Genomic DNA, 20,588 nt, shown 5'->3' on the forward strand with positions numbered 1-20,588 from the left:
TGTCCGAGTGGCTGCCAAGATGTAGCAAAGAGTCACGCACAGCGTGCGACTCAGCCACCAATCAGCGAGTTAGATTCAGGCTCGTAAAATAATGGATCAGATATCTGGTTAGGTGTCCGAGTGGCTGAAGGAGCACGCCTGGAAAGTGTGTATACGGCAACGTATCGAGAGTTCGAATCTCTCCCTAACCGCCATATAGCAAAAAGCCCCTGCGCGAAGCGTAGGGGTTTTTTGTTATATGCGTTGTGGAGAATTTGGTTTGAACTCTTCAGTTCGCAACGCAGCGACGAAGGAGCAAGTAACGCCGAAGGCGGTAATCTCTCCAAGCGGCTTGCCGCTTGAGTTGAAATCCTAGTGAACTTGATGCCTGCACAACGTATCGAGAGTTCACTAATACCAAGTCTGGCTCCCCGCCATATATGAGCCGAATGCAACGCATCATCGAGGCGTTAAAATCTAGGACTCTGGCCCCTGACGTGCGCCAGGGAAACGGTGGTAAGCCCAATAGAGGGATTAAGTTTGCCGCTTGAGTTGAGATCCTAGTGAACTTGATGCCTGCACAACGTATCGAGAGTTCACTAATACCAAGTCTGGCTCCCCGCCATATATGAGCCGAATGCAACGCATCATCGAGGCGTTAAAATCTAGGACTCTGGACCCTGACGTGCGTCAGAGAAACGGTGGTAAGCCCAATATAGGGATTAAGGTTGCCGCTCGAGTTGAAAGCCTAGCGAACTTGATGCCTGCACAGCGTATCGAGAGTTCACTAATACCAAGTCTGGCCCCGCCATACATAAGCCAAACTCAGCGCATCATCAAGGCGTTAAAATCGAGGACTCTGGACCCTGACGTGCGTCAGGGAATATGTGGCGATCCAATAAAGACTAGGCTTGGCGCAATCACCCTCTAGCCATTACCGGTAATTTTAGTGCGTAAGCCCATGGGCTATTGGGCATCATCCACCACGTGAAACGCTTTAAGAAAATCATTGCGGCTGTTGGCTTCAAATCGTAGGTGACCGTGAGCATTCATCGGCCGAGAGGGCTCGCTGAAAGCGGGCATGATATAGCCCCAGCTTGAATTCCGAGCAAAGCAGATTACGTAATCCACATTGGAATGGTGCCAGCGGTTTTTCAAGGTCTGGTTTTCACCGCAAGCGTCAATGGTTTTAATTTGGATTCGAAAGTAGTTAGGACCATCTGAAATCAAGATGTCGGTTTGATGGCCATTATCCAGTACCGGTGTAAACACCTGCCAGCCATCGTACATCAGCCAACTGATCACCATACTCTCATAACTCATGTTCTTGAGCGTTTGGTGGGTCTCTTTGGTGGTTTGGGTTAAGCGTCTGGGCATATCGGCTCCGGCAGTGAAAACTGGCAAACGGTCAAATCGACCGCTTGCCATCAAGTGTAGCGCTTACGCCAGATACCCCCCATCGACGGGCAACTCCACCCCAGTGATGTACGCAGACGCCTCTGATGCCAGAAACAGAAACGCGGGTGCAATCTCTTCTGGCTGAGCCGTTCGACCTTGAGGGATCAACGGCATGATCTGCTTTAACAATGCTGGGTTGTCCGTAAGTGCTGAAGCAAATTTGGTCTCAGTCAGGCCGGGCAACACGGCATTGACCCGAATGTTATAGGGAGCGCATTCCTTGGCAAACGCGGCAGTCATGCTATTAACCGCAGCCTTGGTAATGGAGTAGATCCCCTGCCCCGCCGCCGGGCGTTTGCCATTGACTGACGCGGTGTTGATGATCACCCCGCCCCCTTGGCTTCGCATGCGCTGACCCGCAAGCTGAGCCATAGTAAAGTAACCCGACAGGTTCACGTCCACGGTCTTTTGAAGGGCCTCTTCAGGGGTATCAAGGATGTGGCCAAAGTATGGATTTGCCGCAGCGTTATTCACCAGAATATCGAGCTGACCGAAGCGTTCATCAATGCGATCGAATAGGGCTTGAATCTGAGCTTTATCGCCGCCGTGACAGGCAATAGCCTCAGCATCACCGCCGGACTCCACGATACTCGACGCTACCTCTTCCAGCGCCTCTTGACTGCGACTGGTTAAGATCACACTCGCCCCATGTTTGGCGTACAGACGGGCAACCGCCTCGCCAATTCCGCGGCTGGCCCCAGTCACCAGCGCCACTTTTCCGGTTAGATCCAACATGCCGGTTTGAGTGATCTTGTCGAAGTATTGCTGACGTTTTTGCGTCTGCTCTCGCTCAGTGATCACTCGAGAGGCTTGATCAATCAGCCGTGCTGCCAGCTCACCAAATTGTTTGAACGCCGGGTGCTTTCGCGAGCCCTCAACGTAGCGATACCAGATCTGCTGTACAATCACCGCCAATCGGAACAGACCAAATACGTAATAGAACTCGAACTGGCTGACGTCGGTGCCGGTCTTCTCGGCATAGTAGGAGACCATGCGCTGACGAGTCCACATACCAGGCAAATGAGTGGGTAGTTGCCTGAGGAGCTTAAGCTCAGGGTTATCTGCCGCCTCCACCCAGTAGGCCATGGCGCAGCCCAGATCCATCAACGGATCCCCCAAGGTAGCCATCTCCCAATCCAGTACCGCTCGGATGTCGCTAAAATTGTGCTCGGACAGCACCAAATTATCGAACTTAAAATCGTTGTGAATCAGGGCAGATTCGCTGAACTTCGGCATGTTTTTATCCAGCCACCACACCACGCGTTTGGCACAGCGAGCTCCGGGAGTGGTCGCTTGAAGGTAACGGCGGCTCCAGCCTTCCACTTGGCGCTCAACGTAGCCGTCTGGTTGCCCCAACTCCGACAACGGCCCTTTGGAAACGTCCAAACTGTGCAGTGCAATCAGGTTATCGATCATCGACCGACACAGGTTCGATGCCTGCTGTTTTGACAGCCCCACCTCTTTGGGCAAGTTTTTGCGCAGAATAAGCCCGGGTTCAAAGCTCATTAAATAGAACGGACATCCCACAACTGACTCGTCATCACAATAGTGAATGACTTCGGGAATCGGCTTATATTGGCCTTGCAATGCTGACAATACCCGCACTTCTCGTCCCATGTCGTGGGCGGTTTTTGCCTTGGTGCCCGGAGGCGGCATTCGCAGCACTACCTGAGCATTGGACATGGTCAACTTGAACGTCAGGTTTGACGCTCCACCCTCGAACACATCGAGCTGCTCAATGCTGCCAAGATCGCTGCAGTGAGCTTCTAAGTAACCGGCTAGCGCCTTAGGTTCAAATGGCAATCTCACCGCCTGAGCTGCATTATTTTCCATACATTTTACTCCGAAATTATCCCTAATCGTTGCAGTAAATAGTGGCAGTACTCATCCACAGCGACTCCCTGCTGTTTAAAATGACTACGCCGTAGATACCAGCCTTGAAGCTGATGCTTAATCAAACTGACCTCCAGTTCAGGGGAGCTCACCGATTTACCGGTTTTACTCAACGCTTCTAGCAGAAGCGTGTCCACCTGATTGGACATCGCCAGCGCTTGCTGTTTTGCCTGTTTAGAAAGGTGGCGAGACTCCATGTAGGAGAAGAAGAACCAAGGCTGCATCAACTCGCTTAGATAGAGGTGATACCGGCACAGTGTCGCCAGTTTTTGGCTCTCATGGGCGTGCTCATACTCAGGCAGCAACCAAGCTCGAAACTGATGGTCAATAAATCGATGTACACTGGTTGCTAACGCCTCTTTGCTGTCAAAATAGCCATAGAGACCGCCCAAGCTCAGGCCGCATTGCTGACTCAATTGCCGCAAGCTCATGCCCTGAAACCCACCTTGGTTGGCCAAGCGGAATGTGGCCTCCATGATGAGCTTCAGCTTTTGCTGAGCCCGCTGGGGATTTTTCAGATTGGTCAGCCCGGCGCCATGTTCAGCAAACGCTTGCCACATCCGCGCTTCGCTCCATTGGCGCTCACGCCGAAATCGGGCCATGGAGTCGCAAGGCTTAAGCGCCGTAGCCGCAATCACGCCATTCCCTGCCTTATCAGTTGTTTGGCCGCAGAAAGCTGATGCACTTCATCTGGGCCATCGTAGATGCGCGCGGCTCGCTCCTCACGGTAGATAAAGGCCAACACGGTATCGTCGGTAACGCCCAATCCACCGTGCAGTTGCACGGCCATGTCCACCACTTGTTGCAGCATCTGAGCGGTTTGAAACTTGATCATTGAGATGGCAGCTTTAGCATCGGTAAAGTTCTGCTGATCCACCTGCCACGCGGTGTGCAGCACCAACCAACGGGCCGACTCATACTGCGCCCACGCTCGCGCCAGCATCGCTTGCGCCACCGGCTGCTGCGCCAAACTCAATTCGGCACTGACCATGCGACGAGACAGGTAATCTCGAGTCTGGTGCAAAGCCCGCTCCGCCAACCCTAGCCATCGCATGCAGTGATGAATCCGACCGGGACCGAGCCGGCTTTGTGCCAATGCGAACCCCTGACCCCGTTCGCCAATGAGCGCCGTTTTAGGCACTCGAACTTGCTCAAACTTCATCTCTGCATGACTAAAAGGACCGTGGCCACTGCTGCCCATCACCGAGATGTTCCGCACTCGACTCACCCCTTGGGTGTCCATGGGCACCAGAAACATGCTGGCTTGCTTATGTTTTGGGGCATCGGCATCGGTTTTGGCCATCACAATGGCAAATTCAGCACCCTGTGCCGCCGTAGTAAACCACTTGTGGGCATTGATCAGCCAATGTTCACCATCAAGCTCAGCCCGGCTCTCCATCAAGGTTGGGTTGGAGCCCGCCAGATGACGCTCGGTCATGGCAAAGCAGCTTCGAATTTCGCCTAAGGCTAGCGGTTGCAGATAGCGGTCTTTTTGCGCGTCACTGCCTGCGTGCAATAGCAGTTCAGCATTGCCCGCGTCCGGCGCCTGACAACCGAATGCCAGATGCCCGAGAGGAGAATACCCAAGGCATTGAGACAACTGGGCAAACTCTAACAGCGACAACCCCATTCCACCTACCGATGCAGGCAGGTGCGGCGCCCAAAGTCCCTGCTGTTTCACCACGCGCCGAACCTTGTCAATCTCGACCATCAGCTCGCTGTATTGATGGGCTAACAACAACGGCTCTAGCGGCAGCAACTGCTCTCGAACCAATTTTTGCACAGGCTCAAGCAGCGATTGCACTCGAGCAGAAGGGGTAAAATCCATATCACCTCCAAGTTAGCATCTGCTGTCGGCGCAGATGACCGTTAATGTTAAATGCCTGCAGGTGCCATTGACCTCGGGCGTATTTCAGATGGGTAATGCTGCAGTTATTGACCTGATGAATCAGCTCCGCCATCGGCCGTGGGCCATCGCCTGTTGCCAGTGCGGTCATCAAGCTAATGACGCCACCGCTGGTTACCGCCAGTGTGGGCCTGTTGTGATCGCCATGTTCTGTGAGTGCGGTTAACACTCGCTGTTGAAACTGCTCAAAGCTTTCGGTTACCTGACCTTGGCCATCGTCCATCCATAAACGAATGGCCTCAGACAGCAGCGGCATAAACTGGTGCACTTGCTCGCTGGCTTGTTGCGGGCTGATGTCCAGCCCCAATCGAGCGCAGGCTTGAGGCCAATACACCGGCATCAGCTCAGCGACGTTGATCTCATTAAGTCCCGCATCGGCGTTGGCATCAACCAGCCACTGCTCAGGCAGGCGCTCCCCAAGGCCTGTGTGCACCCCAGCAAAAGTTTGTTGCTGGCGCTTTAATGCCCCAGTCATCAACTTGGCGTGGCTAAGTTGCCACTGGCCCAACTCATCCCCAAGGCACAATGCCTGTTTGTGCCCCAAATCGCTCAAGCGGTCATAGTCTTTACTGCCAAACATTGCCTGACCGTGACGAAGTAGATAGAGCTCCATGGATGCGCCTTGATTGAAATTACACTTGTTTTCACCCTACAAGCTGTTTACTTTATCGTCAACAATGAACAAACGTTCGTTTTATTTTTTGGCAGTATGATGCGTAAGGAGCGATATGGAGATCCTGCTGACGGGCGCCTGTGGAGGCCTAGGGAAAGCGCTGGTACAACAACTAGTCAATCAACACCCTGAACACTTGGTGCTGTGGTTAACCGACAGAGATGACGCTCAGTTAACCCAGTTTTGTGAACAGCTGGCCACGGGCGATAGCAAAGGCCGCCTAACCATCCGCACCTTAGCGCTGGATCTGTGCCAAGAGGACGCCAGCGAGCGCCTACAACGCTGGCTTGAAGGCGCTCGACTTACCCTGGTGTTTAATAATGCGGGCATCGCCTCCGGCGGCGCCTTTGATGCCCTGCCAGAAGCCGAGTGGCAACGCTGCCTAGAGGTGAACTTAATGGCGGCCATTCGCGTGGCTCGATCGTCCCTACCCTACCTCGGTCGAGGCAGCACCTTGATCAACATCGCGTCTATGGCGGCCATCGCCAATGCACCCTTTATGGCGGCCTACAATGTTTCCAAGGCCGCCCTGCTTAGCCTGTCGGAAACCTTAAGGCTAGAGTGGCAACCCAAAGGGATTCAGGTCAGTGTGGTGTGTCCAGCGTTCTTTGATACGCCGCTGCTGGATTCTCTGAATCAGGAAGGGCAAGGGGTCGCGAAGGTGGCACGCAAGATGATGACCAAATCTGAGCTCAGCGCAGAAGATGTGGCCGGGTACATCTTAAAACAGGCGCAGCGAGGGGAGTTTATGATTCTGCCCCATGGCAAATCTCGCCAAGCTTGGCGATTGAAGCGGTGGTTGCCGGAGCAGTTTTACAAGATCATCCTAAAGCAGAGCTTTCGCTAACTCGAAAGCTCTGGCGGAGATAACCGACTTAGAGCGATACGGCAGTACGCTGCTTAAACGCGAACTGCAGTGAGGTCATGCGGAACGTCTTAATGGCCTCAACAATGCTCAATGCGGTCGGGATCAAGGTCCAGCACGTGGCGAGGTAAAGCGTACCTTTAAGGGGCTGGCCAAGATAAAACTTGTGTACGCCAAAGCCACCTAGAGTCAGGCTCAGCCAAGCGGTCTTTCTGCGACTTTTAAAACAAAGATGTGGATCAATTCCTGCCAATGCATCGAGATGAAGGGCGGCGCCACAACTCTGGCATAGCGCCAGTTCTAAGGGTTGGTGTTGTCCGCATTGGCTACAGGCGTGCTGCATGGTTCTCTCTTTCTGTTGTTATTGGGTCGTCCTATCTTGATTATGCGTACACGCGTTCGCTGAGTCCGAGATTAAAATCACAAAGTTGAAACTTATTTCTTAAATTGACGTGGCCTCGGTAGCGGTCAACGAACGCAGACACCTGGGGCTACCTCTCCAAGCGTTGCTCCTCTGGCTCAAGCCGCTTGATCACCCGCGCAGGGGTACCACCAACCAAACAATCTGGTGGTACATCGCTGTTCACCACAGCGTTAGCCGCCACAACCGAGCGAGCACCAATGGTGACGCCTTGGTTTATCACCACGTTGCCGCCAATCCAAACATCCTCCTCGATGTGGATGGGCTTGCAGGTGGTCTCCCAGCCACGGCGTTGACGGTAGTCCAATGAGTGAGATGCGGTGTATAGCTGTACGCTCGGACCAATCATCACGTTGTCACCAATGACAATCTCCGCCCCATCTAAAGCCACGACACCGAGGTTAATGAACACCTTATTGCCCAACGTTATTTGCTGGCCAAACTCGCAGCTAAAGGGAGCCCGTACAATACAGCCCTCACCCATGGCTCCGAATAGCTGGGCAAACAGCGGTTGTGTCTGTTCGAAGCGGTCACAGTGTTGTATCTGGCGTTGGAGATCAAATGCCCTATCTCGCACTTGACTGATCTCAGGGTCGGCGCCGTTAAACACTTCGCCCATCAGCATTTTTTGATATTCGGTCATGATGGTTATTGTCATTATTTATGGCAAATCTAAGGTGAGCAGAGTATATCCCTCACAGGCAAATGCTGGCAGAGAACCAACTCACTAAAGCGATAAAATTCTCCTTGGCACCCATAACGCCCCAGCGGCCGTTTTTTGATATGGTGATCATAATAACCTTAGCGAGAGAGCCCATGACCGACACCTTCCGCCAGCATCTTGCCAACAATGGCTTTGGGCCAGCAGAGATCGCAGACACTCTAAAAGCGGCCGAAACCATCACCATTGCCAGTCATACGCCACTTATCGAGCAAGATGCCGACGCCAACTCGCTCTACTTCGTGGTTCGCGGAATCTGTCACGGGGCCTACCTCACCGACGACGGCAAACAGTACAGCAAAGAATTTTACTGGGAAGGCGACTGGATCATCGGATTTGAATCGTTGATTCGTCAACAGCCCCTGCCCTTTCTCATTGAGTCCATCGAGAGCTGCCAGTTGGTGCGCTTACCGATCCGTTGGTTAACCCAACTTCGCCGCCAATGCCACCCGTTCTATCTCAATTTGGTCGAAACTCAGCTGTGCCACAAAGAGAACAAAGAACGCTTTATGCTGCTGAACACGCCAGAGTCGCGGTATCGACGGTTCTGCCAAGATTACCCCAGATTATTGACCCGACTCAGTGACTATCAGATCGCGGCCTATCTTGGCATTACCCCCATCAGTCTCAGTCGAATAAAAAAGCGGCTAAGCAGTTAACAATGGTTAATGAGCACTGGCATCAAGCACGCTAAAGTTGCCTCACAATAACAACAGACAAAGGCATCACCATGATCCACTGGAAACTTATCCCTTTTCATGCGCTCACTAACATGGAGCTGTATCAACTGCTAAAACTGCGTACCGACGTGTTTGTGGTTGAGCAGACCTGCCCCTACCCAGAGCTCGATGACAAAGATCATCAACAGGGGGTATACCATCTACTGGGTTACCAAGAGGATGAACTCATCGCCTGTGCTCGCCTGCTGCCAGGGGGCATAAGCTACGCCAACGCCAGTATCGGCCGCGTTGCCACCAAACTCAGTAAACGAGGTGGTGGCCTTGGGCATCAGCTATTGGAACAAGCTCTATCCGCCTGTGAGCGGCTGTGGCCAAACGAGTCGGTCACCATCAGCGCTCAAGAGCACCTGGCGGGTTATTACGGCCGCCACGGATTTGTGCAGGTCTCTGAGATGTATCTGGAAGATGACATTCCCCACATCAAAATGACGCTAGAAAAATAGGGTGCCAAGTTACTACACCGCCATTGTGCTGCTGGTCGTGGGCAACTTGGCGGCGTCACTATCGGATGTGGCCGTCAAACTGATCAACGGCGAACTGCCCACGTTTCAATATGTGTTCATTCGCCAGCTGCTGTCGGTTTTGGTGCTGTTTCCCCTTTGGCGAATGCAGCCCCCTTCCGCGCGCCCCTTAGTCCACAGGAAATTGACGCTGCTGCGAGCGCATCTGGTGCTCATTGGCAGCGGCTGCATGGTGGTGGCAATTACTCACCTGCCTTTGGCCAGTGCCAACGCGGTGTTCTACGCCGCGCCATTACTGATGCTGCCGCTGTCGGCGATGCTGCTCAAGGAGCCTCCCACCAAAAGCAAGCTGCTGGCCAGTCTCATTGGCTTTGGTGGCGTGCTCATTGTACTCAGGCCATCGGAGTTTCATTGGGCGGCCCTGTTTGCCCTTGGGACCGCGTTCACGCTGGCGCTGTTTAATGTTACGGCGCGAAAAATCCCCAAAACTCAGAGCGTGATCTCAAACCTCTTTTGGACTTCACTGCTATCACTGCCTGTCTCTGCCATCTTGGCTCTGACATTTTGGCAGCCGATGTCAGCCAAGACGTTACTGCTCACTCTCGCCAGTGCGGGTCTGATTCTCAGTTACAATGGCCTCGCAGTGATGGCGTATCGTCGAGCCAGCGCCAGTAACATCGCCATTGCCGAAAACTCCGGCTTGGTGTTTGTCACGGCGTTTGGTGTACTGTGGTTTAATGAGATTCCAGATGGCTTTACGGCTTTGGGGATTGTGCTGATTGTGACGCCCTTGCTGCCATGGCGGCGACGCCGACAAGCAGTGGCTGTGCCCAGATAACACAGAGCGAAATCGCGATTGCGCTAATGGTTGTATCATTCCGCTGAAGTGAATCGGTTCTCAGGCAAGAAAGCGAAGCTTGAGTGACTCTACGGTGAGATTTACTAACGCTGTATGAGGGCTAATTAAAGCCCCCCTTCTGCACGGCACAACATACTAATGAAATCGGCATAGAGAAGAGTCCGGGGGCATTGCCCCCGTAAAGATGACTGCGCCGAGATTACTTATCCTGCTGACGCGCCTTAACGGCTTTTTCGACTGCCCGAAGCGCATGGGCTTCAGTGGGCACCTCACCCGCTTCAAGATCCAGCGGCACTTGCTTGTGCATTCCGGTGACATCTTCGGCCAGATGCAGCCAATTGGGGTGCCAATATAGCGTCACTTCGGAGTCGACCTGCCAACGATGAACGCCGCTGTCTTCCCCTTGATAGTTAATGTTGCCTGGTTCCCAGTCCATAATGAATTCCTCGCGGTTAATTTAATGACCCATGCAGCGTACAACACAGCCCTCGCCACAAACCCGACGCACATCACAAAATAGGAGATAACTTGATCTAGCGCCACGCAGCTTTTACTAGACTCATTCCATTTTTGACCCAAGCTTACCTTAATTAAAGCAGTAGATTACGCAGGCTGAGCCTCCACTTCTGGCAACGGCTGTAGGTATTTACTTAGGTCGACCGCATCAATTTGCGAAGGCTTAAGAAAGCGCTCCGCATACTCCAGATAAACCCCGGTGGTAAGAAACAGCCGGAACACCTCTTCGTCGACATGGTCATCTTTTACCATATGGTGAAGAATGTTGATGGCGCAGCTTAAAGACTTGGCTTTTTTATAGGGTCTGTCGTCGGCGGTCAGAGCTTCGAAGATGTCTGCTAATACCAATATGCGCTCCCCCACGGAAAGCTGGTCGCCGGTAAGCCGCCGTGGGTAGCCCGTGCCTTTCAAGGTCTCGTGATGAGTTGATGCATACCGAGGGACGTTGGCCAATTCAGGTGGGAATGGCAGGCTTTCTAAAATCTTAATGGTGCTGACCGTATGCTCATTGATGCGGAACCGCTCCTCATCGTTGAGAGTGCCTTTGCGAATGCACAGGTTATAGAGCTCCCCTTGATTGTTTTGCAGCTCTGTGGGCACCAGCTTAATACCGAGAGCCGGATCGTAACTGTGCTTACGCTCCCACGGAATGCAGTGTTCCGGCTTATTGCTCAGCAGGTTTTCCGTCGCCGGCAACGACACTTTGGGGTCGAGATAGCGCTTCTCCTCCAATGGCCCCAACCCCAAACGATCGTCAAAATGACGCTGCCAAGTTCGCTTGGCGATGCTCTTGAGCTGGTCAATGCTCTCGTCTGCCATAAACTCTCCCCCCACATTGCAGGTGGCGACAAACTCAAACTGCTGTTGTAACTCGCGCTGGCTTTGATCGCGCTCGGCTCTTAACTCAAGCTCTCGCTCAGGCGTTGCCTGTACTGCCTTTAAGTAGTGAATCTCTTCATCTCGCCACAGCACTTCGAATCGAGTGCGAATTTCATGGATGCGGTTGTAATTGGACTCCAGCTTACTGCCCTTATCAACCACATGCTCTGGCGTACTGATCTTGCCGCAATCGTGCAGCCAAGCTGCCAACTTGAACTCTCGATGTTTGTCCTTATCGGCAATGGAGAAGCCCTTAAACGCCTCACTGTCACTGATGCTGGCTTCTCTGGCCATCATCAGTCCCAACTCTGGCACACGGTAGCAGTGGCCGCCGGTGTAGGGAGACTTATCATCGATGGTTTGGGCAATCACCTCAACAAAGGAGTCCATCAGCCGTTGCTGCTGGGCTTCATGCTCGGCAATGGCCGCCGACATCTGCACCAGAGACGACGACAGCTCGTCCACCTCCTTGATAACCGATGGCTGCCTTCGTACTTGTTGATACTGGCGACGCATCACCTTTTCGTTCTGTTTGGCCAGTTGACGTATCGGGTTGACGATGGGGTTGGCAAGTAGGTAGCAAAGAGGCAGCAGCGCCAATATGCAGATGGCCGTGGCTGCTGCCGACACCATCACTTCACCACGACTTACTCGCAGTACGGCATCTTCATCCACCGCCAAAGCGAAAAAATGATCTTTACCCACTCGCAGTGGTTCGATGTACAAGAAGCTATCTCGACCATCCAGTTCCACTTGATTAAGCTGGCCCTGCAGCGACCGGTCCAAAGCCGTTGTCATCAACGCTTTGTAGGGCACAATCAGTGAGTCTTGTTGGCGAATCTGGCCCATATCTCCCAACCAGCGCTGGGCCAAATACTGGCGTTCATCGGGACCAACCTGAGCCAATGCTCGGTCGAATAGGGCTGCCAATGGCGCCAACTCGGGTTGGAACACCGCCCTTAGCCCAGCATCAAAGTTAACCGAGCCGATATCCAATTGCGGCTCGATGTGCAGCCCTTCGATAAAATAGACGCGCTGGGTGTAATCGAGGATGATTCGAGTTTCTAAGGTGGCGTCGGCTTCGCCACTGGCCACGGCCCTCAAAGCATCGGCAACACTGGCAACCTCCACAATTCGAATGCCTGGATAAGCCGCCTCAATTTCAGGGATGATCGACCAACCTGCAGGCACCGCTAAGACCGAGCCGTCCAGCGCTTGCAAGCTTGTATATCTGGCGTCCTGCTCTCGTGTCGCCAGCGCCATCGGCATCTCAACCATCGCAGCGGAGAACTGCCCCCAATCGCGGTTGCTGCCGGTGCGATATACTGGCGTCAGAACTTCCAGATCGCCCCGCTGAAAGTGGGCCACTAAGGTATCCCAGGAGACACCATTGATGAACTCTACCGACAGTCCAAGGCTGCGAGCAAGCATCTGAATAAGCTCCACGGTGTAGCCTCGAGGCTGGCCGGCGATCGAGTAATCCAAAGGCGCCCAGTCGGTCTCATTGGCAATGCGAACCGTACCTAAGCCGTTGAGGTAGAGACGTTCTTGCTCTGTGACCGGCAGCATCGGCAGATCTCGACGAGGCAGTTCGATGGCCGCCGCGCTGGATGCCACCAACTTTCCCTCCAGATCGTAGAGAAACACTTCGCTGTGCTCCAATGGCGTGCCACTGGCCAGTTGCTGAGTTAAAAACTGCGACATGGTGGACAGGGCGATGTCCACAGCAATCACCGCACCACTTTCCTCCATCACCATGGAAAACGTCTGTCCGGGCGCTTGCAGATGTTGAAAAAGATAGGGCTTGGTGCGACTGGCATTGATGGCATCGGCTATCTGAAACCAAGGGCGAGTTCGAGCGTCATAATCGCTGGACTCGACGAATTGGTGGCTAACCTCAAACGCCTCATTGAGAAACAGTGTCTGCTTGACCCGCCGCCCATCCAGATCATGAATGACCACCTTAGCAAACCGATCCGTTAAGGAGGCGCCAAGCTGATCTCGAATCAAGGGGCTGGCCTCAAGGTTGATGAGCTCGTAAAAATCCCCATTGGCTAAGCCTAGATAGACGGCGTAGAACTCATTATTATTCTCCAGCAGATTGGCAAACAGCTTATCGGTGGCCACTTCATCCACTTGGCCCGCTTCCACCAATGCGGCATTACGAGCGAGAATTTCCACTGAATGCGCGGCTTTAGTATGCAGCCCCTCCACTTTGGCTTGGGTGTTTTTAGCCAGAATTTCCGCTTGGGCAGTGACCGCTTCGGTGGCGATTTTGGAGGAGAAAAGGTATTGAAGCGTAATCGCCGTGGCTGCGGTAATAAGGGTACCGATAATAAACACGAACACCACGGTAACTCTAATAGAGATGCCTCGGTTCTCTAAGCTTGACATAGTGGTCTCCTCAATCCTTGAGTTTGCCAAATTCAGGTCATGCATCGTCGATGCCGTCTTAGGGTTCCTCGGGCATCAACATCGAACAATCATCGGATTACGCTTTAATTCAGCCGTAATCAGAAATTCCTTTCCTGTTCAATATTTACGCTACCGCTTATCGGTTTAAATGGAAAGTCATAAAGTATCAATAATTTGTGATTTAAGGCTGGGGTAATCTCATCGCCATAGTAAACTGGGCAGCGTCGTCACTCTGCCTTAGGAATTACCATGCCCCATTTTGTTATCGATTGCGCCTCTGAACTGCTGGACATCCAATCAGAGCAAACTCTATTAAAGGCCATCCACCAGGTTGCAGTTAACTCAGGGTTGTTTAATGAGGCGGCCATCAAAGTTCGCATCAATCCCTACAGCACCTACCTAGCAGGGGGAGCACAACAACCTTTTATTCATCTCTTTGCCCACATCCTGTCTGGCAGAACCCAGGAGCAAAAATCGGAACTGTCTCGATTGTTGGTGATGGAACTGACGAGGCTGTTCCCAGCCCTGACTAAGATCGCCGCGAACGTTTATGAGATGGATAAAGGCAACTACGTCAGCCGCCAGATGCTGGAAGAGTAATCGCCTTCGCCAAGGCTGGGGATTATATGAGTTTAGGCTGAGTTCGTAACTCGGGTAGCCAGCATTTCTAGCTACCCTAGCCCTTCAATTACAGAGCTTTTTCTGCCTTGGCCCGATAGGCTTCCAAAGTCTCATTCAGCAGTTCAGCAACACTGTCTTCGCCGGTTTTAAGCTCCTCTTGGGCCGCTTCGAGTAGCTCCATGATCTCTGGCTCGCCGGAAAATACCGCTTTCTGATACCAAAAGATGGCTTCGGGGATATTTTTCTCAACCCCAACGCCGGTGTGATAGAGGATCGCCAAATGCCCCTGTGAATGGGCATCGCCTTTTTTTGCGGCCGACTCATACAAAGCGAATGCTTGCTGTGGATCTTTCTCAACCCCCAACCCATTAAGGTATGCATGAGCCATAGAGCCGATGGCACGCAGATCACCGAGCTCTGCGGCTCTTGAGGACAGCAAGAACGCCTTATTGTAATCGACCTTTACCCCCATTCCGTGGTGATAGCACACCGCCAGATTCTGAATCACCTCCCCCTGAGTCCCCGCCTCCGCGAGGGTTAGCCACTTCACCGCTAACTCATGATTCAGTTCGACACCTTTTCCAAGCAAATACATGGTTCCCAACATACCTGCTGCCCTCAAATGCCCTTGATTGGCAGCCTGTTCAAATTTTTTCGCCGCCAAACGCCGATTTTCATCATCGGCCAATAGGTACTGACGTAAGCCGGACTCATACAGCTCGTCATTTTCGTCCTCTTCCTTTTTCTTCGGACCCAGACAGAAAAAGCATAAGGCCGCAATGCCCATGAGAACTAAAAATTTGCCGACCATTAACTACCTCAAAAAACAACGTCAAACACAATTCCATTACCAACTTGTCGTTCATCGGAATTCACTGCCTGAATCACCAAAAGCGAAGACCACAGCGGAGATCTGTCTTGCGAATGCACGAAATGAAACAGAGACTGAACGACGGACAGTCATTCCTTCACGGCTGAAACCACCAGCGACTAGATTGGTTTCGGGTATTCTAAAGGCAAGATCTTTCCATGTATATCAATGAGTTAAGCTCGTACAAAAACGCGAAGCTCACTCACAAACCTCAGTCAATGACGCTGATTTTTGATCAAAAAACAGAGCAAACAGCAGCGTAAAACCACGGGTATCAATATCGATCGGCTGAAAAAAATGAACAAGCCGCTCGTCCGTATGCAGTAACCGCTGTGACAACACTGCGCTTATTAGGGAAACTCTGCCCCAGATACGGAAACGCCCAAAGTTATTAGCTTTGGGCATTTCTTCTAGCAAGCAGGGCTACGACTAACCGAGCTTTACAGTGTCATGTGCAGAATTGGAAACGGTTTTCCCATATCATCAAGCGGTGAGCGTGCAACGACCTTGAACCCCATATGCTGATAGAAGCCTACAGCTTGCGGATTCTGTTCGTTAACATCCACCTTAGTCGCACCTAGGTGCTCCATTGCGTATTGCAGCAAAACTTTGCCTATGCCCTTCCCTCTGGCCTCATTCAAGATGAATAGCATCTCAATCTTAGCGTCATGCGTCCCCACAAAGCCAAGTATTGAACCGCTTGCGCTTTTTACGCATCTTAATGCAACAGCAGGGAAGGCTTGCTCAATGATAATTGGTTTAAAAAACTCAATATCTTCTTCTGTTATGAAGCTATGAGTTGCTCGGACTGAATTTTCCCAAACATTAAGCATTTCAGCGTAATTTTCGGGAAGCACATTTTCTACAACCATTGTGTTCTCTCATGGATTGACTGAATTCTATGTGCAGCCGCGAGCGCGCAGTTTAGCCTCAAAAAGCCTGAGGGTCTATGACCACTTGGGACTTATGGGATATACAGTGCAATTGCAGTCACGCAAAACAACTAAGTGCGATACAGCACCTTCACCACATGCCAACCGAATTTGGTTTTCACAAGGTGCGGCGTTAACACTTCACCACTAAAACAAACCTTGTCGAACTGAGGCACCATCTGCCCGCGGCGAAACTCGCCCAGATCACCGCCCTTTTTACCCGATGGACAACTGGAATACTTACGAGCCAAAGTCTGAAACTTTGCGCCTTTGTTCAGCTGTTTAATGATGTCTTGAGCCTGCTCTTTGTGTTTCACCAAGATATGCAAAGCGTGGGCAGTATTGGCCATGGAGGCTCCTAATGGTGGATGGAAAACGGCGGGCATTGTACCCGCCGCCGTGCAGAGATTAAAGCCAGCCTTTGCGCTTAAAGAACCAATAGGTTCCGACGGCACTGGAAAGCATCAGCCCTAAGGCCAAGGGGTAACCGATCTCCCACCCCAGTTCAGGCATGGAGGCGAAGTTCATGCCATAGATAGACGCAATTAAGGTCGGGGGCAGGAACACCACCGCCGCAACGGAGAAGATCTTGATGATCTTATTCTGCTGCAGACTGGTAAAGCCCATGGCCGCATCCAATAGGAAGTTGATCTTGTCGAACAAAAACTGGGTGTGAGGTAGCAAAGACTCGATATCGGAAAGCATCTCTTTAACATCTTTTAGCTCACTGTCTTCCAACTGGCGGCGATAATAGCGCTGAATAAAGCGCAGGCCTCGCTGGGTATCGAGCAAAGACAAGCGAACCTTTCCGTTACCGTCTTCCTGCAGGGTGATCTGCTTGAACACCTCATCCAGATCATCCGCTTCAAACACCTCATCAGACAAGGTATCCAATACGGTATAAACGTCCTCAAGCTGATCCGACAGATATTCCACCTTGAGGTTGAACAGCTCCACTAACAAGCTTTGAGGGCGGGTCACTTCCACTCGACCTAAGCGAAGATAGTTACGCATCAAGCGAATCAGGCCAACGTCTTCCTCACGGATGGTGAACAGCCGATTGGGCTGCAGCAGAAAGAACACATTAATGGCTCGAACTTCCGAACCCACTCGTTGAGGGAACAGAGAGTTTACGTGTAAGCCATCGTTATCAAGGAAAAAACGGGACGAAGCCTCAATCTCATTGATGTCCTCTTCATCTGGCGCTTCTTCATAAAGAAACCGAGACAGCCACTGACGCTCATCGTCATCAGGGCGATAGAGATCCACCCAGATGGTGGACTCAGGAATACTGTCTTCCGCCGTCAATTCTTGAGTAGTCCAGCGGTCGTCACGTAAAAGATAGGCAGTGATCATCTAAGTTCTCCTTTGTCACTGTCTTCGTGCTGGAATAGATGATACAAGAGCTGTAAAAAAATGTTAGCCCTTATTTTAATTCAGAAATTTCTAAACGATCGCTGGCACCCAGCTCCACGTAGAGCCCCTCTTTGGTAGTAAAACGACGACCATCTAAGTCTTTACGATAGACCTGATACTGCTGAGTTTGCTGTGAGTTGGCATCGTGAACCCGTACTTCAAGCAGTTGTTGTCCCTGCCACCATTGCCAGCCAGAATAAGCCGCCGCCGCCAGCAGCACCGCCCCAGCAATCGCAGGGGCGAGAAACTTAAGCCAAGTAGACGCCATCGAGGGCGGCTGGCTGTACTGCTGCTTCTCTTGGGGTTGACGCTTCTTCATCGACATCATCGCCACCACGATCACCAATAGGGTGACCAAAATCTTTGTCAGCATCTGCGCTCCTACGAAAAAAGGGCCGCAGCCCTTTTTAAAACTTAACCGTGAAAGTATATCGCGGCAAAGGTAACTAATTCACTGACGGATCAGAAAAACTCTGAACTGGATCAGGATTGACGCGCCAGCAAAATGGTCAGCATCCGGCGAAGTGGCTCTGCCGCGCCCCACAGTAACTGATCACCCACGGTAAACGCCGACAGGTATTCACCGCCCATCGCCAGCTTACGTAGGCGCCCTACCGGAATCTGCAGCGTGCCTGTGACGGCGGTTGGAGTCAGCTGAGCCCGAGTGGCTTCCGGCGTATTTGGCACCACGTGAACCCAAGGGTTGTGGTTTGCCAGCAAGCCTTCGATGTCAGACAGCGGCAGATCCTGTTTCAGTTTAATGGTTAGGGCTTGGCTGTGGCAGCGAAGGGCCCCTACTCGCACACACAGGCCATCGATGGCCACCGGTGTATCGGTATCCAAAATTTTGTTGGCTTCCGCCTGCGCTTTCCACTCTTCACGGCTCTGGCCGCTTTGCAGTGGAGAATCAATCCAGGGGATCAAACTGCCCGCCAACGGCACACCAAATTCGGTGGCATCCAGTTCGCCGGAGTTCATTTTGGCGGTAACGTTTCGCTCTATCTCCAATACCGACGAGGCCGGATTACTTAAATCTTCCGCCACACAATGGTGCAGCTCACCCATCTGTTTGAGCAGCTCCTTCATATGGCGCGCTCCCCCACCGGACGCCGCTTGATAGGTCATGGGGCTCACCCACTCCACCAGATCCGCTTCAAATAGGCCCCCTAAGGCGAGGAGCATCAAAGACACGGTGCAGTTACCGCCAACAAAGGTCTGCTTGCCTTCATCCAGCGCCTTGGCGATCGCATCGCCATTGACGGGATCCAAAACAATGGTGGCCGAATCGTCCATACGCAGTGATGACGCCGCATCAATCCAAATGCCTTTCCAACCACTGGCCATCAACGGGCCGTGCATCGATTTGGTAAACTCAGAGCCTTGGCAGGTAATAATGGCGTCCATTTGTGCAAGAGATTGCAGATCGTGAGCGTCTAGCAGTGTTGGTTCCGTAGCCTCGCTTGGTGCAGGCTGTCCCGCCTGAGAGGTACTAAAAAAACTCGCTTCAATCTTAGAGAAATCCCCCTCTTCACGCATGCGCTCGACTAAAACGGAGCCAACCATGCCCCGCCAACCAACAATACCGATTCTCATTAACTCACTCCCTTAGCGAATGTCTTGTATAAAGAATCGACAGTAGCATTTGGACGGCTACACGTCTATTGATTAACCAGTTATGCTACGAAAAATTTTTTGTTACACTGAGCCTTCTATTGTGATGTTGGATCATGAATGAAAGGGCGCATTTTATTCGCGGTTGCTGCGATAACGATTACTGGGTGGGGCAGTACGCTGAATTCCGCCGACCCAGCCGCGCCTGAAACTTACGGTCGCTGGTTCTCAAATCTATTTAACAGCAGCGATACCGCCTCAGGTGATCCCGAACCAACGGATGAGCAGCACGCTCAATTCGCTGCAGAGGCGATCACAACCACATCTGAGTCCTCCACAACAACTAGATTAGGTCCCACTGCACCGCAGCAGGGAACCTCAGCCGCTGTGATCCACAATGGAAAGCCCGCCTTTAAAAGCGCCAGTCGCAGCGCTCAAACCGAATCGGGTGAGGACGCCAAGCAGATTCAGACAGCCACCGCAGAACAACGCGTACTGCGCAGTGACGACCCACGCTACTTTGAGCTGCTTGATATGACCGAACTGGACGTCCCCCTAGTGATGGGAGACTGGGTGTTCATTCGAAAGGAGTTTCAAGGCGAAGTTTTCTTCCGGCAGTTTACGCTGCGCGAAGCCAAATTTATCTACAACAACCCACAGCTCTATGTGGATACGCAGTTGGCCATGTTAAGTCAGCTTTCCGAGGCTGGCGAGTGGGAGCAAAACTGGGGAAACCTACCTGAAGGTAATCATGAAACCCTGATGCATCTGTGTCGAGAGCAGGCCTGTCTACTGCAAACCAGCTTCGAGACCATGGAGGAAGCCGAGCTGTTTGTTGCCGAGTTCATCGCCATCAATGACAACGTCTGGGTTGAACCTCTCGCGTGGGACGACCAACTGCTATTGGAATATTGGCTGCAACCACCTGTGGGCACTCGCGCCGAACTGCCCTTTGATCCGCCGCCATTTGGGGATGGCCCCAATGGACTTCCCATCGAATTGGCGCAATTACTGCCTGAAGGTTTTGACCCTAACACCATGCCGATTCCAGAAGAGGTATTGGCGATGTTACCGGACGATGTGGAGATCGCTTTTGTGCCACCACACCAAGGGGCCCCTCACCTTCCAGTTGAAGGTGAGGAAGATTTTCGCATCACCATCGGCCTAGGAGACGGCCCGTTTCCACCGCCCCCGCCTCCGCCTCCACCTCAGGAACAAGGAAACGGTGACCTAGCAGATAAACCAGACTCTCAATCACCACCGTTTTTGCCCATCAATCCGCAACGACCTGAGTATGGCAACGTAATCCACGTTAAGAGCAAAGTGCCATCTTGGTACATTTCCAGATAGC

At 52.3% G+C, this 20,588-nt stretch carries 21 protein-coding genes, 1 tRNA gene and 1 pseudogene; 7 read left to right on the top strand and 16 right to left on the bottom strand.

Going from position 1 to position 20,588, the window contains the following annotated elements:
• The first annotated feature begins 106 nt into the window (after positions 1–106).
• Positions 107–194: transfer RNA gene (locus FCL42_RS17510), tRNA-Ser, on the top strand.
• Positions 195–945: 751 nt separating this feature from the next.
• On the opposite strand, the gene FCL42_RS17515 is transcribed toward FCL42_RS17510, so the two are convergent.
• The 6 genes and pseudogenes from FCL42_RS17515 to FCL42_RS17535 all read right to left on the bottom strand — a co-directional run bounded on the left by FCL42_RS17515 (position 946) and on the right by FCL42_RS17535 (position 5,849).
• Entirely contained in the window at positions 946–1,356 is a 411-nt protein-coding gene (locus tag FCL42_RS17515) for a hypothetical protein (protein ID WP_136864730.1), read from the bottom strand.
• 63 nt (positions 1,357–1,419) lie between these two features.
• Positions 1,420–2,172: an SDR family oxidoreductase gene (locus FCL42_RS21945; RefSeq protein ID WP_229359903.1), complete on the bottom strand. Its 753-nt coding sequence runs from the start codon at positions 2,170–2,172 to the stop codon at positions 1,420–1,422.
• Between the two features lie 321 nt (positions 2,173–2,493).
• Positions 2,494–3,270: pseudogene (locus tag FCL42_RS21950) on the bottom strand (phosphotransferase family protein); the annotation flags it as partial.
• A 5-nt stretch (positions 3,271–3,275) separates the two neighbouring features.
• The gene (locus FCL42_RS17525) at positions 3,276–3,968 is read right to left on the bottom strand and encodes a TetR/AcrR family transcriptional regulator (RefSeq protein WP_136864732.1); all 693 of its coding nucleotides are present in this window, start codon (positions 3,966–3,968) and stop codon (positions 3,276–3,278) included.
• Entirely contained in the window at positions 3,965–5,158 is a 1,194-nt protein-coding gene (locus tag FCL42_RS17530) for an acyl-CoA dehydrogenase family protein (RefSeq protein WP_136864733.1), read from the bottom strand. The genes FCL42_RS17525 and FCL42_RS17530 overlap by 4 nt, the downstream gene beginning before the upstream one ends.
• A 1-nt stretch (position 5,159) precedes the next feature.
• Complete coding sequence (locus FCL42_RS17535) at positions 5,160–5,849, bottom strand: histidine phosphatase family protein (protein WP_136864734.1); 690 nt, start codon at positions 5,847–5,849, stop codon at positions 5,160–5,162.
• A 115-nt stretch (positions 5,850–5,964) separates the two neighbouring features.
• Here FCL42_RS17535 and FCL42_RS17540 point away from each other — a divergent pair, with 115 nt between their 5' ends.
• Positions 5,965–6,756: an SDR family NAD(P)-dependent oxidoreductase gene (locus tag FCL42_RS17540; protein WP_136864735.1), complete on the top strand. Its 792-nt coding sequence runs from the start codon at positions 5,965–5,967 to the stop codon at positions 6,754–6,756.
• Between the two features lie 28 nt (positions 6,757–6,784).
• Here FCL42_RS17540 and FCL42_RS17545 read toward each other — a convergent pair whose 3' ends face one another.
• Both FCL42_RS17545 and FCL42_RS17550 read right to left on the bottom strand, forming a co-directional pair.
• Complete coding sequence (locus FCL42_RS17545) at positions 6,785–7,117, bottom strand: TM2 domain-containing protein (protein ID WP_136864736.1); 333 nt, start codon at positions 7,115–7,117, stop codon at positions 6,785–6,787.
• 148 nt (positions 7,118–7,265) lie between these two features.
• Entirely contained in the window at positions 7,266–7,838 is a 573-nt protein-coding gene (locus FCL42_RS17550; RefSeq protein ID WP_136864737.1) for a sugar O-acetyltransferase, read from the bottom strand.
• A 173-nt stretch (positions 7,839–8,011) separates the two neighbouring features.
• Here FCL42_RS17550 and FCL42_RS17555 point away from each other — a divergent pair, with 173 nt between their 5' ends.
• The 3 genes from FCL42_RS17555 (at position 8,012) to FCL42_RS17565 (ending at position 9,955) form a co-directional block, all read left to right on the top strand.
• Positions 8,012–8,575 carry a Crp/Fnr family transcriptional regulator gene (locus FCL42_RS17555; protein WP_136864738.1) on the top strand — a complete coding sequence of 188 codons (564 nt, stop codon included), beginning with the start codon at positions 8,012–8,014 and terminating at the stop codon, positions 8,573–8,575.
• A 71-nt stretch (positions 8,576–8,646) separates the two neighbouring features.
• Positions 8,647–9,099, top strand: a complete 453-nt coding sequence (locus tag FCL42_RS17560; protein WP_136864739.1) for a GNAT family N-acetyltransferase — start codon at positions 8,647–8,649, stop codon at positions 9,097–9,099.
• Between the two features lies 1 nt (position 9,100).
• Complete coding sequence (locus FCL42_RS17565) at positions 9,101–9,955, top strand: DMT family transporter (RefSeq protein ID WP_136864740.1); 855 nt, start codon at positions 9,101–9,103, stop codon at positions 9,953–9,955.
• 220 nt (positions 9,956–10,175) lie between these two features.
• Here the strand turns inward: FCL42_RS17565 and FCL42_RS17570 are convergent, their stop codons facing one another.
• Together FCL42_RS17570 and FCL42_RS17575 are read right to left on the bottom strand one after the other, a co-directional pair.
• Entirely contained in the window at positions 10,176–10,412 is a 237-nt protein-coding gene (locus tag FCL42_RS17570) for a hypothetical protein (protein WP_136864741.1), read from the bottom strand.
• A 167-nt stretch (positions 10,413–10,579) separates the two neighbouring features.
• Positions 10,580–13,765 (bottom strand): HD domain-containing phosphohydrolase, encoded by a 3,186-nt coding sequence (locus FCL42_RS17575; protein WP_169308438.1) that lies wholly within the window; start codon positions 13,763–13,765, stop codon positions 10,580–10,582.
• A 270-nt stretch (positions 13,766–14,035) separates the two neighbouring features.
• Between FCL42_RS17575 and FCL42_RS17580 the strand changes: the two genes are divergently transcribed.
• Positions 14,036–14,386: a 5-carboxymethyl-2-hydroxymuconate Delta-isomerase gene (locus tag FCL42_RS17580; protein ID WP_136864743.1), complete on the top strand. Its 351-nt coding sequence runs from the start codon at positions 14,036–14,038 to the stop codon at positions 14,384–14,386.
• Between the two features lie 88 nt (positions 14,387–14,474).
• Here the strand turns inward: FCL42_RS17580 and FCL42_RS17585 are convergent, their stop codons facing one another.
• The 6 genes from FCL42_RS17585 to asd all read right to left on the bottom strand — a co-directional run bounded on the left by FCL42_RS17585 (position 14,475) and on the right by asd (position 19,219).
• The gene (locus FCL42_RS17585) at positions 14,475–15,218 is read right to left on the bottom strand and encodes a tetratricopeptide repeat protein (protein WP_136864744.1); all 744 of its coding nucleotides are present in this window, start codon (positions 15,216–15,218) and stop codon (positions 14,475–14,477) included.
• A gap of 500 nt (positions 15,219–15,718) precedes the next feature.
• Positions 15,719–16,150 carry a GNAT family N-acetyltransferase gene (locus tag FCL42_RS17590; protein ID WP_136864745.1) on the bottom strand — a complete coding sequence of 144 codons (432 nt, stop codon included), beginning with the start codon at positions 16,148–16,150 and terminating at the stop codon, positions 15,719–15,721.
• A 131-nt stretch (positions 16,151–16,281) separates the two neighbouring features.
• Positions 16,282–16,560, bottom strand: a complete 279-nt coding sequence (locus FCL42_RS17595) for a peptidylprolyl isomerase (RefSeq protein ID WP_136864746.1) — start codon at positions 16,558–16,560, stop codon at positions 16,282–16,284.
• A 58-nt stretch (positions 16,561–16,618) separates the two neighbouring features.
• A complete protein-coding gene (gene corA / locus FCL42_RS17600; protein WP_136864747.1) occupies positions 16,619–17,566 on the bottom strand; it encodes a magnesium/cobalt transporter CorA in 948 nt (315 codons plus the stop codon).
• Between the two features lie 70 nt (positions 17,567–17,636).
• Complete coding sequence (locus FCL42_RS17605) at positions 17,637–17,999, bottom strand: hypothetical protein (RefSeq protein WP_136864748.1); 363 nt, start codon at positions 17,997–17,999, stop codon at positions 17,637–17,639.
• Between the two features lie 110 nt (positions 18,000–18,109).
• Positions 18,110–19,219, bottom strand: a complete 1,110-nt coding sequence (gene asd, locus FCL42_RS17610) for an aspartate-semialdehyde dehydrogenase (RefSeq protein WP_136864749.1) — start codon at positions 19,217–19,219, stop codon at positions 18,110–18,112.
• A gap of 138 nt (positions 19,220–19,357) precedes the next feature.
• On the opposite strand from asd, the gene FCL42_RS17615 reads away from it, so the two are divergent.
• Positions 19,358–20,587: a hypothetical protein gene (locus FCL42_RS17615; RefSeq protein WP_136864750.1), complete on the top strand. Its 1,230-nt coding sequence runs from the start codon at positions 19,358–19,360 to the stop codon at positions 20,585–20,587.
• Position 20,588 lies beyond the last annotated feature (1 nt).

This window comes from Ferrimonas aestuarii (assembly GCF_005116665.1).
Classification (GTDB): Bacteria; Pseudomonadota; Gammaproteobacteria; order Enterobacterales; family Shewanellaceae; genus Ferrimonas; species Ferrimonas aestuarii.

What these genes read in the sequence shown, in the direction of transcription:
- FCL42_RS17545 (WP_136864736.1), bottom strand. Translation starts at nt 7,117, where the DNA reads ATGCAGCACGCCTGTAGCCAATGCGGACAACACCAACCCTTAGAACTG.
- FCL42_RS21945 (WP_229359903.1), bottom strand. Translation starts at nt 2,172, where the DNA reads ATGTTGGATCTAACCGGAAAAGTGGCGCTGGTGACTGGGGCCAGCCGC.
- FCL42_RS17585 (WP_136864744.1), bottom strand. Translation starts at nt 15,218, where the DNA reads ATGGTCGGCAAATTTTTAGTTCTCATGGGCATTGCGGCCTTATGCTTT.
- FCL42_RS17570 (WP_136864741.1), bottom strand. Translation starts at nt 10,412, where the DNA reads ATGGACTGGGAACCAGGCAACATTAACTATCAAGGGGAAGACAGCGGC.
- FCL42_RS17515 (WP_136864730.1), bottom strand. Translation starts at nt 1,356, where the DNA reads ATGCCCAGACGCTTAACCCAAACCACCAAAGAGACCCACCAAACGCTC.
- asd (WP_136864749.1), bottom strand. Translation starts at nt 19,219, where the DNA reads ATGAGAATCGGTATTGTTGGTTGGCGGGGCATGGTTGGCTCCGTTTTA.
- FCL42_RS17535 (WP_136864734.1), bottom strand. Translation starts at nt 5,849, where the DNA reads ATGGAGCTCTATCTACTTCGTCACGGTCAGGCAATGTTTGGCAGTAAA.
- FCL42_RS17540 (WP_136864735.1), top strand. Translation starts at nt 5,965, where the DNA reads ATGGAGATCCTGCTGACGGGCGCCTGTGGAGGCCTAGGGAAAGCGCTG.
- FCL42_RS17550 (WP_136864737.1), bottom strand. Translation starts at nt 7,838, where the DNA reads ATGACCGAATATCAAAAAATGCTGATGGGCGAAGTGTTTAACGGCGCC.
- FCL42_RS17575 (WP_169308438.1), bottom strand. Translation starts at nt 13,765, where the DNA reads ATGTCAAGCTTAGAGAACCGAGGCATCTCTATTAGAGTTACCGTGGTG.
- FCL42_RS17605 (WP_136864748.1), bottom strand. Translation starts at nt 17,999, where the DNA reads ATGCTGACAAAGATTTTGGTCACCCTATTGGTGATCGTGGTGGCGATG.
- corA (WP_136864747.1), bottom strand. Translation starts at nt 17,566, where the DNA reads ATGATCACTGCCTATCTTTTACGTGACGACCGCTGGACTACTCAAGAA.
- FCL42_RS17555 (WP_136864738.1), top strand. Translation starts at nt 8,012, where the DNA reads ATGACCGACACCTTCCGCCAGCATCTTGCCAACAATGGCTTTGGGCCA.
- FCL42_RS17560 (WP_136864739.1), top strand. Translation starts at nt 8,647, where the DNA reads ATGATCCACTGGAAACTTATCCCTTTTCATGCGCTCACTAACATGGAG.
- FCL42_RS17595 (WP_136864746.1), bottom strand. Translation starts at nt 16,560, where the DNA reads ATGGCCAATACTGCCCACGCTTTGCATATCTTGGTGAAACACAAAGAG.
- FCL42_RS17615 (WP_136864750.1), top strand. Translation starts at nt 19,358, where the DNA reads ATGAAAGGGCGCATTTTATTCGCGGTTGCTGCGATAACGATTACTGGG.
- FCL42_RS17580 (WP_136864743.1), top strand. Translation starts at nt 14,036, where the DNA reads ATGCCCCATTTTGTTATCGATTGCGCCTCTGAACTGCTGGACATCCAA.
- FCL42_RS17590 (WP_136864745.1), bottom strand. Translation starts at nt 16,150, where the DNA reads ATGGTTGTAGAAAATGTGCTTCCCGAAAATTACGCTGAAATGCTTAAT.
- FCL42_RS17530 (WP_136864733.1), bottom strand. Translation starts at nt 5,158, where the DNA reads ATGGATTTTACCCCTTCTGCTCGAGTGCAATCGCTGCTTGAGCCTGTG.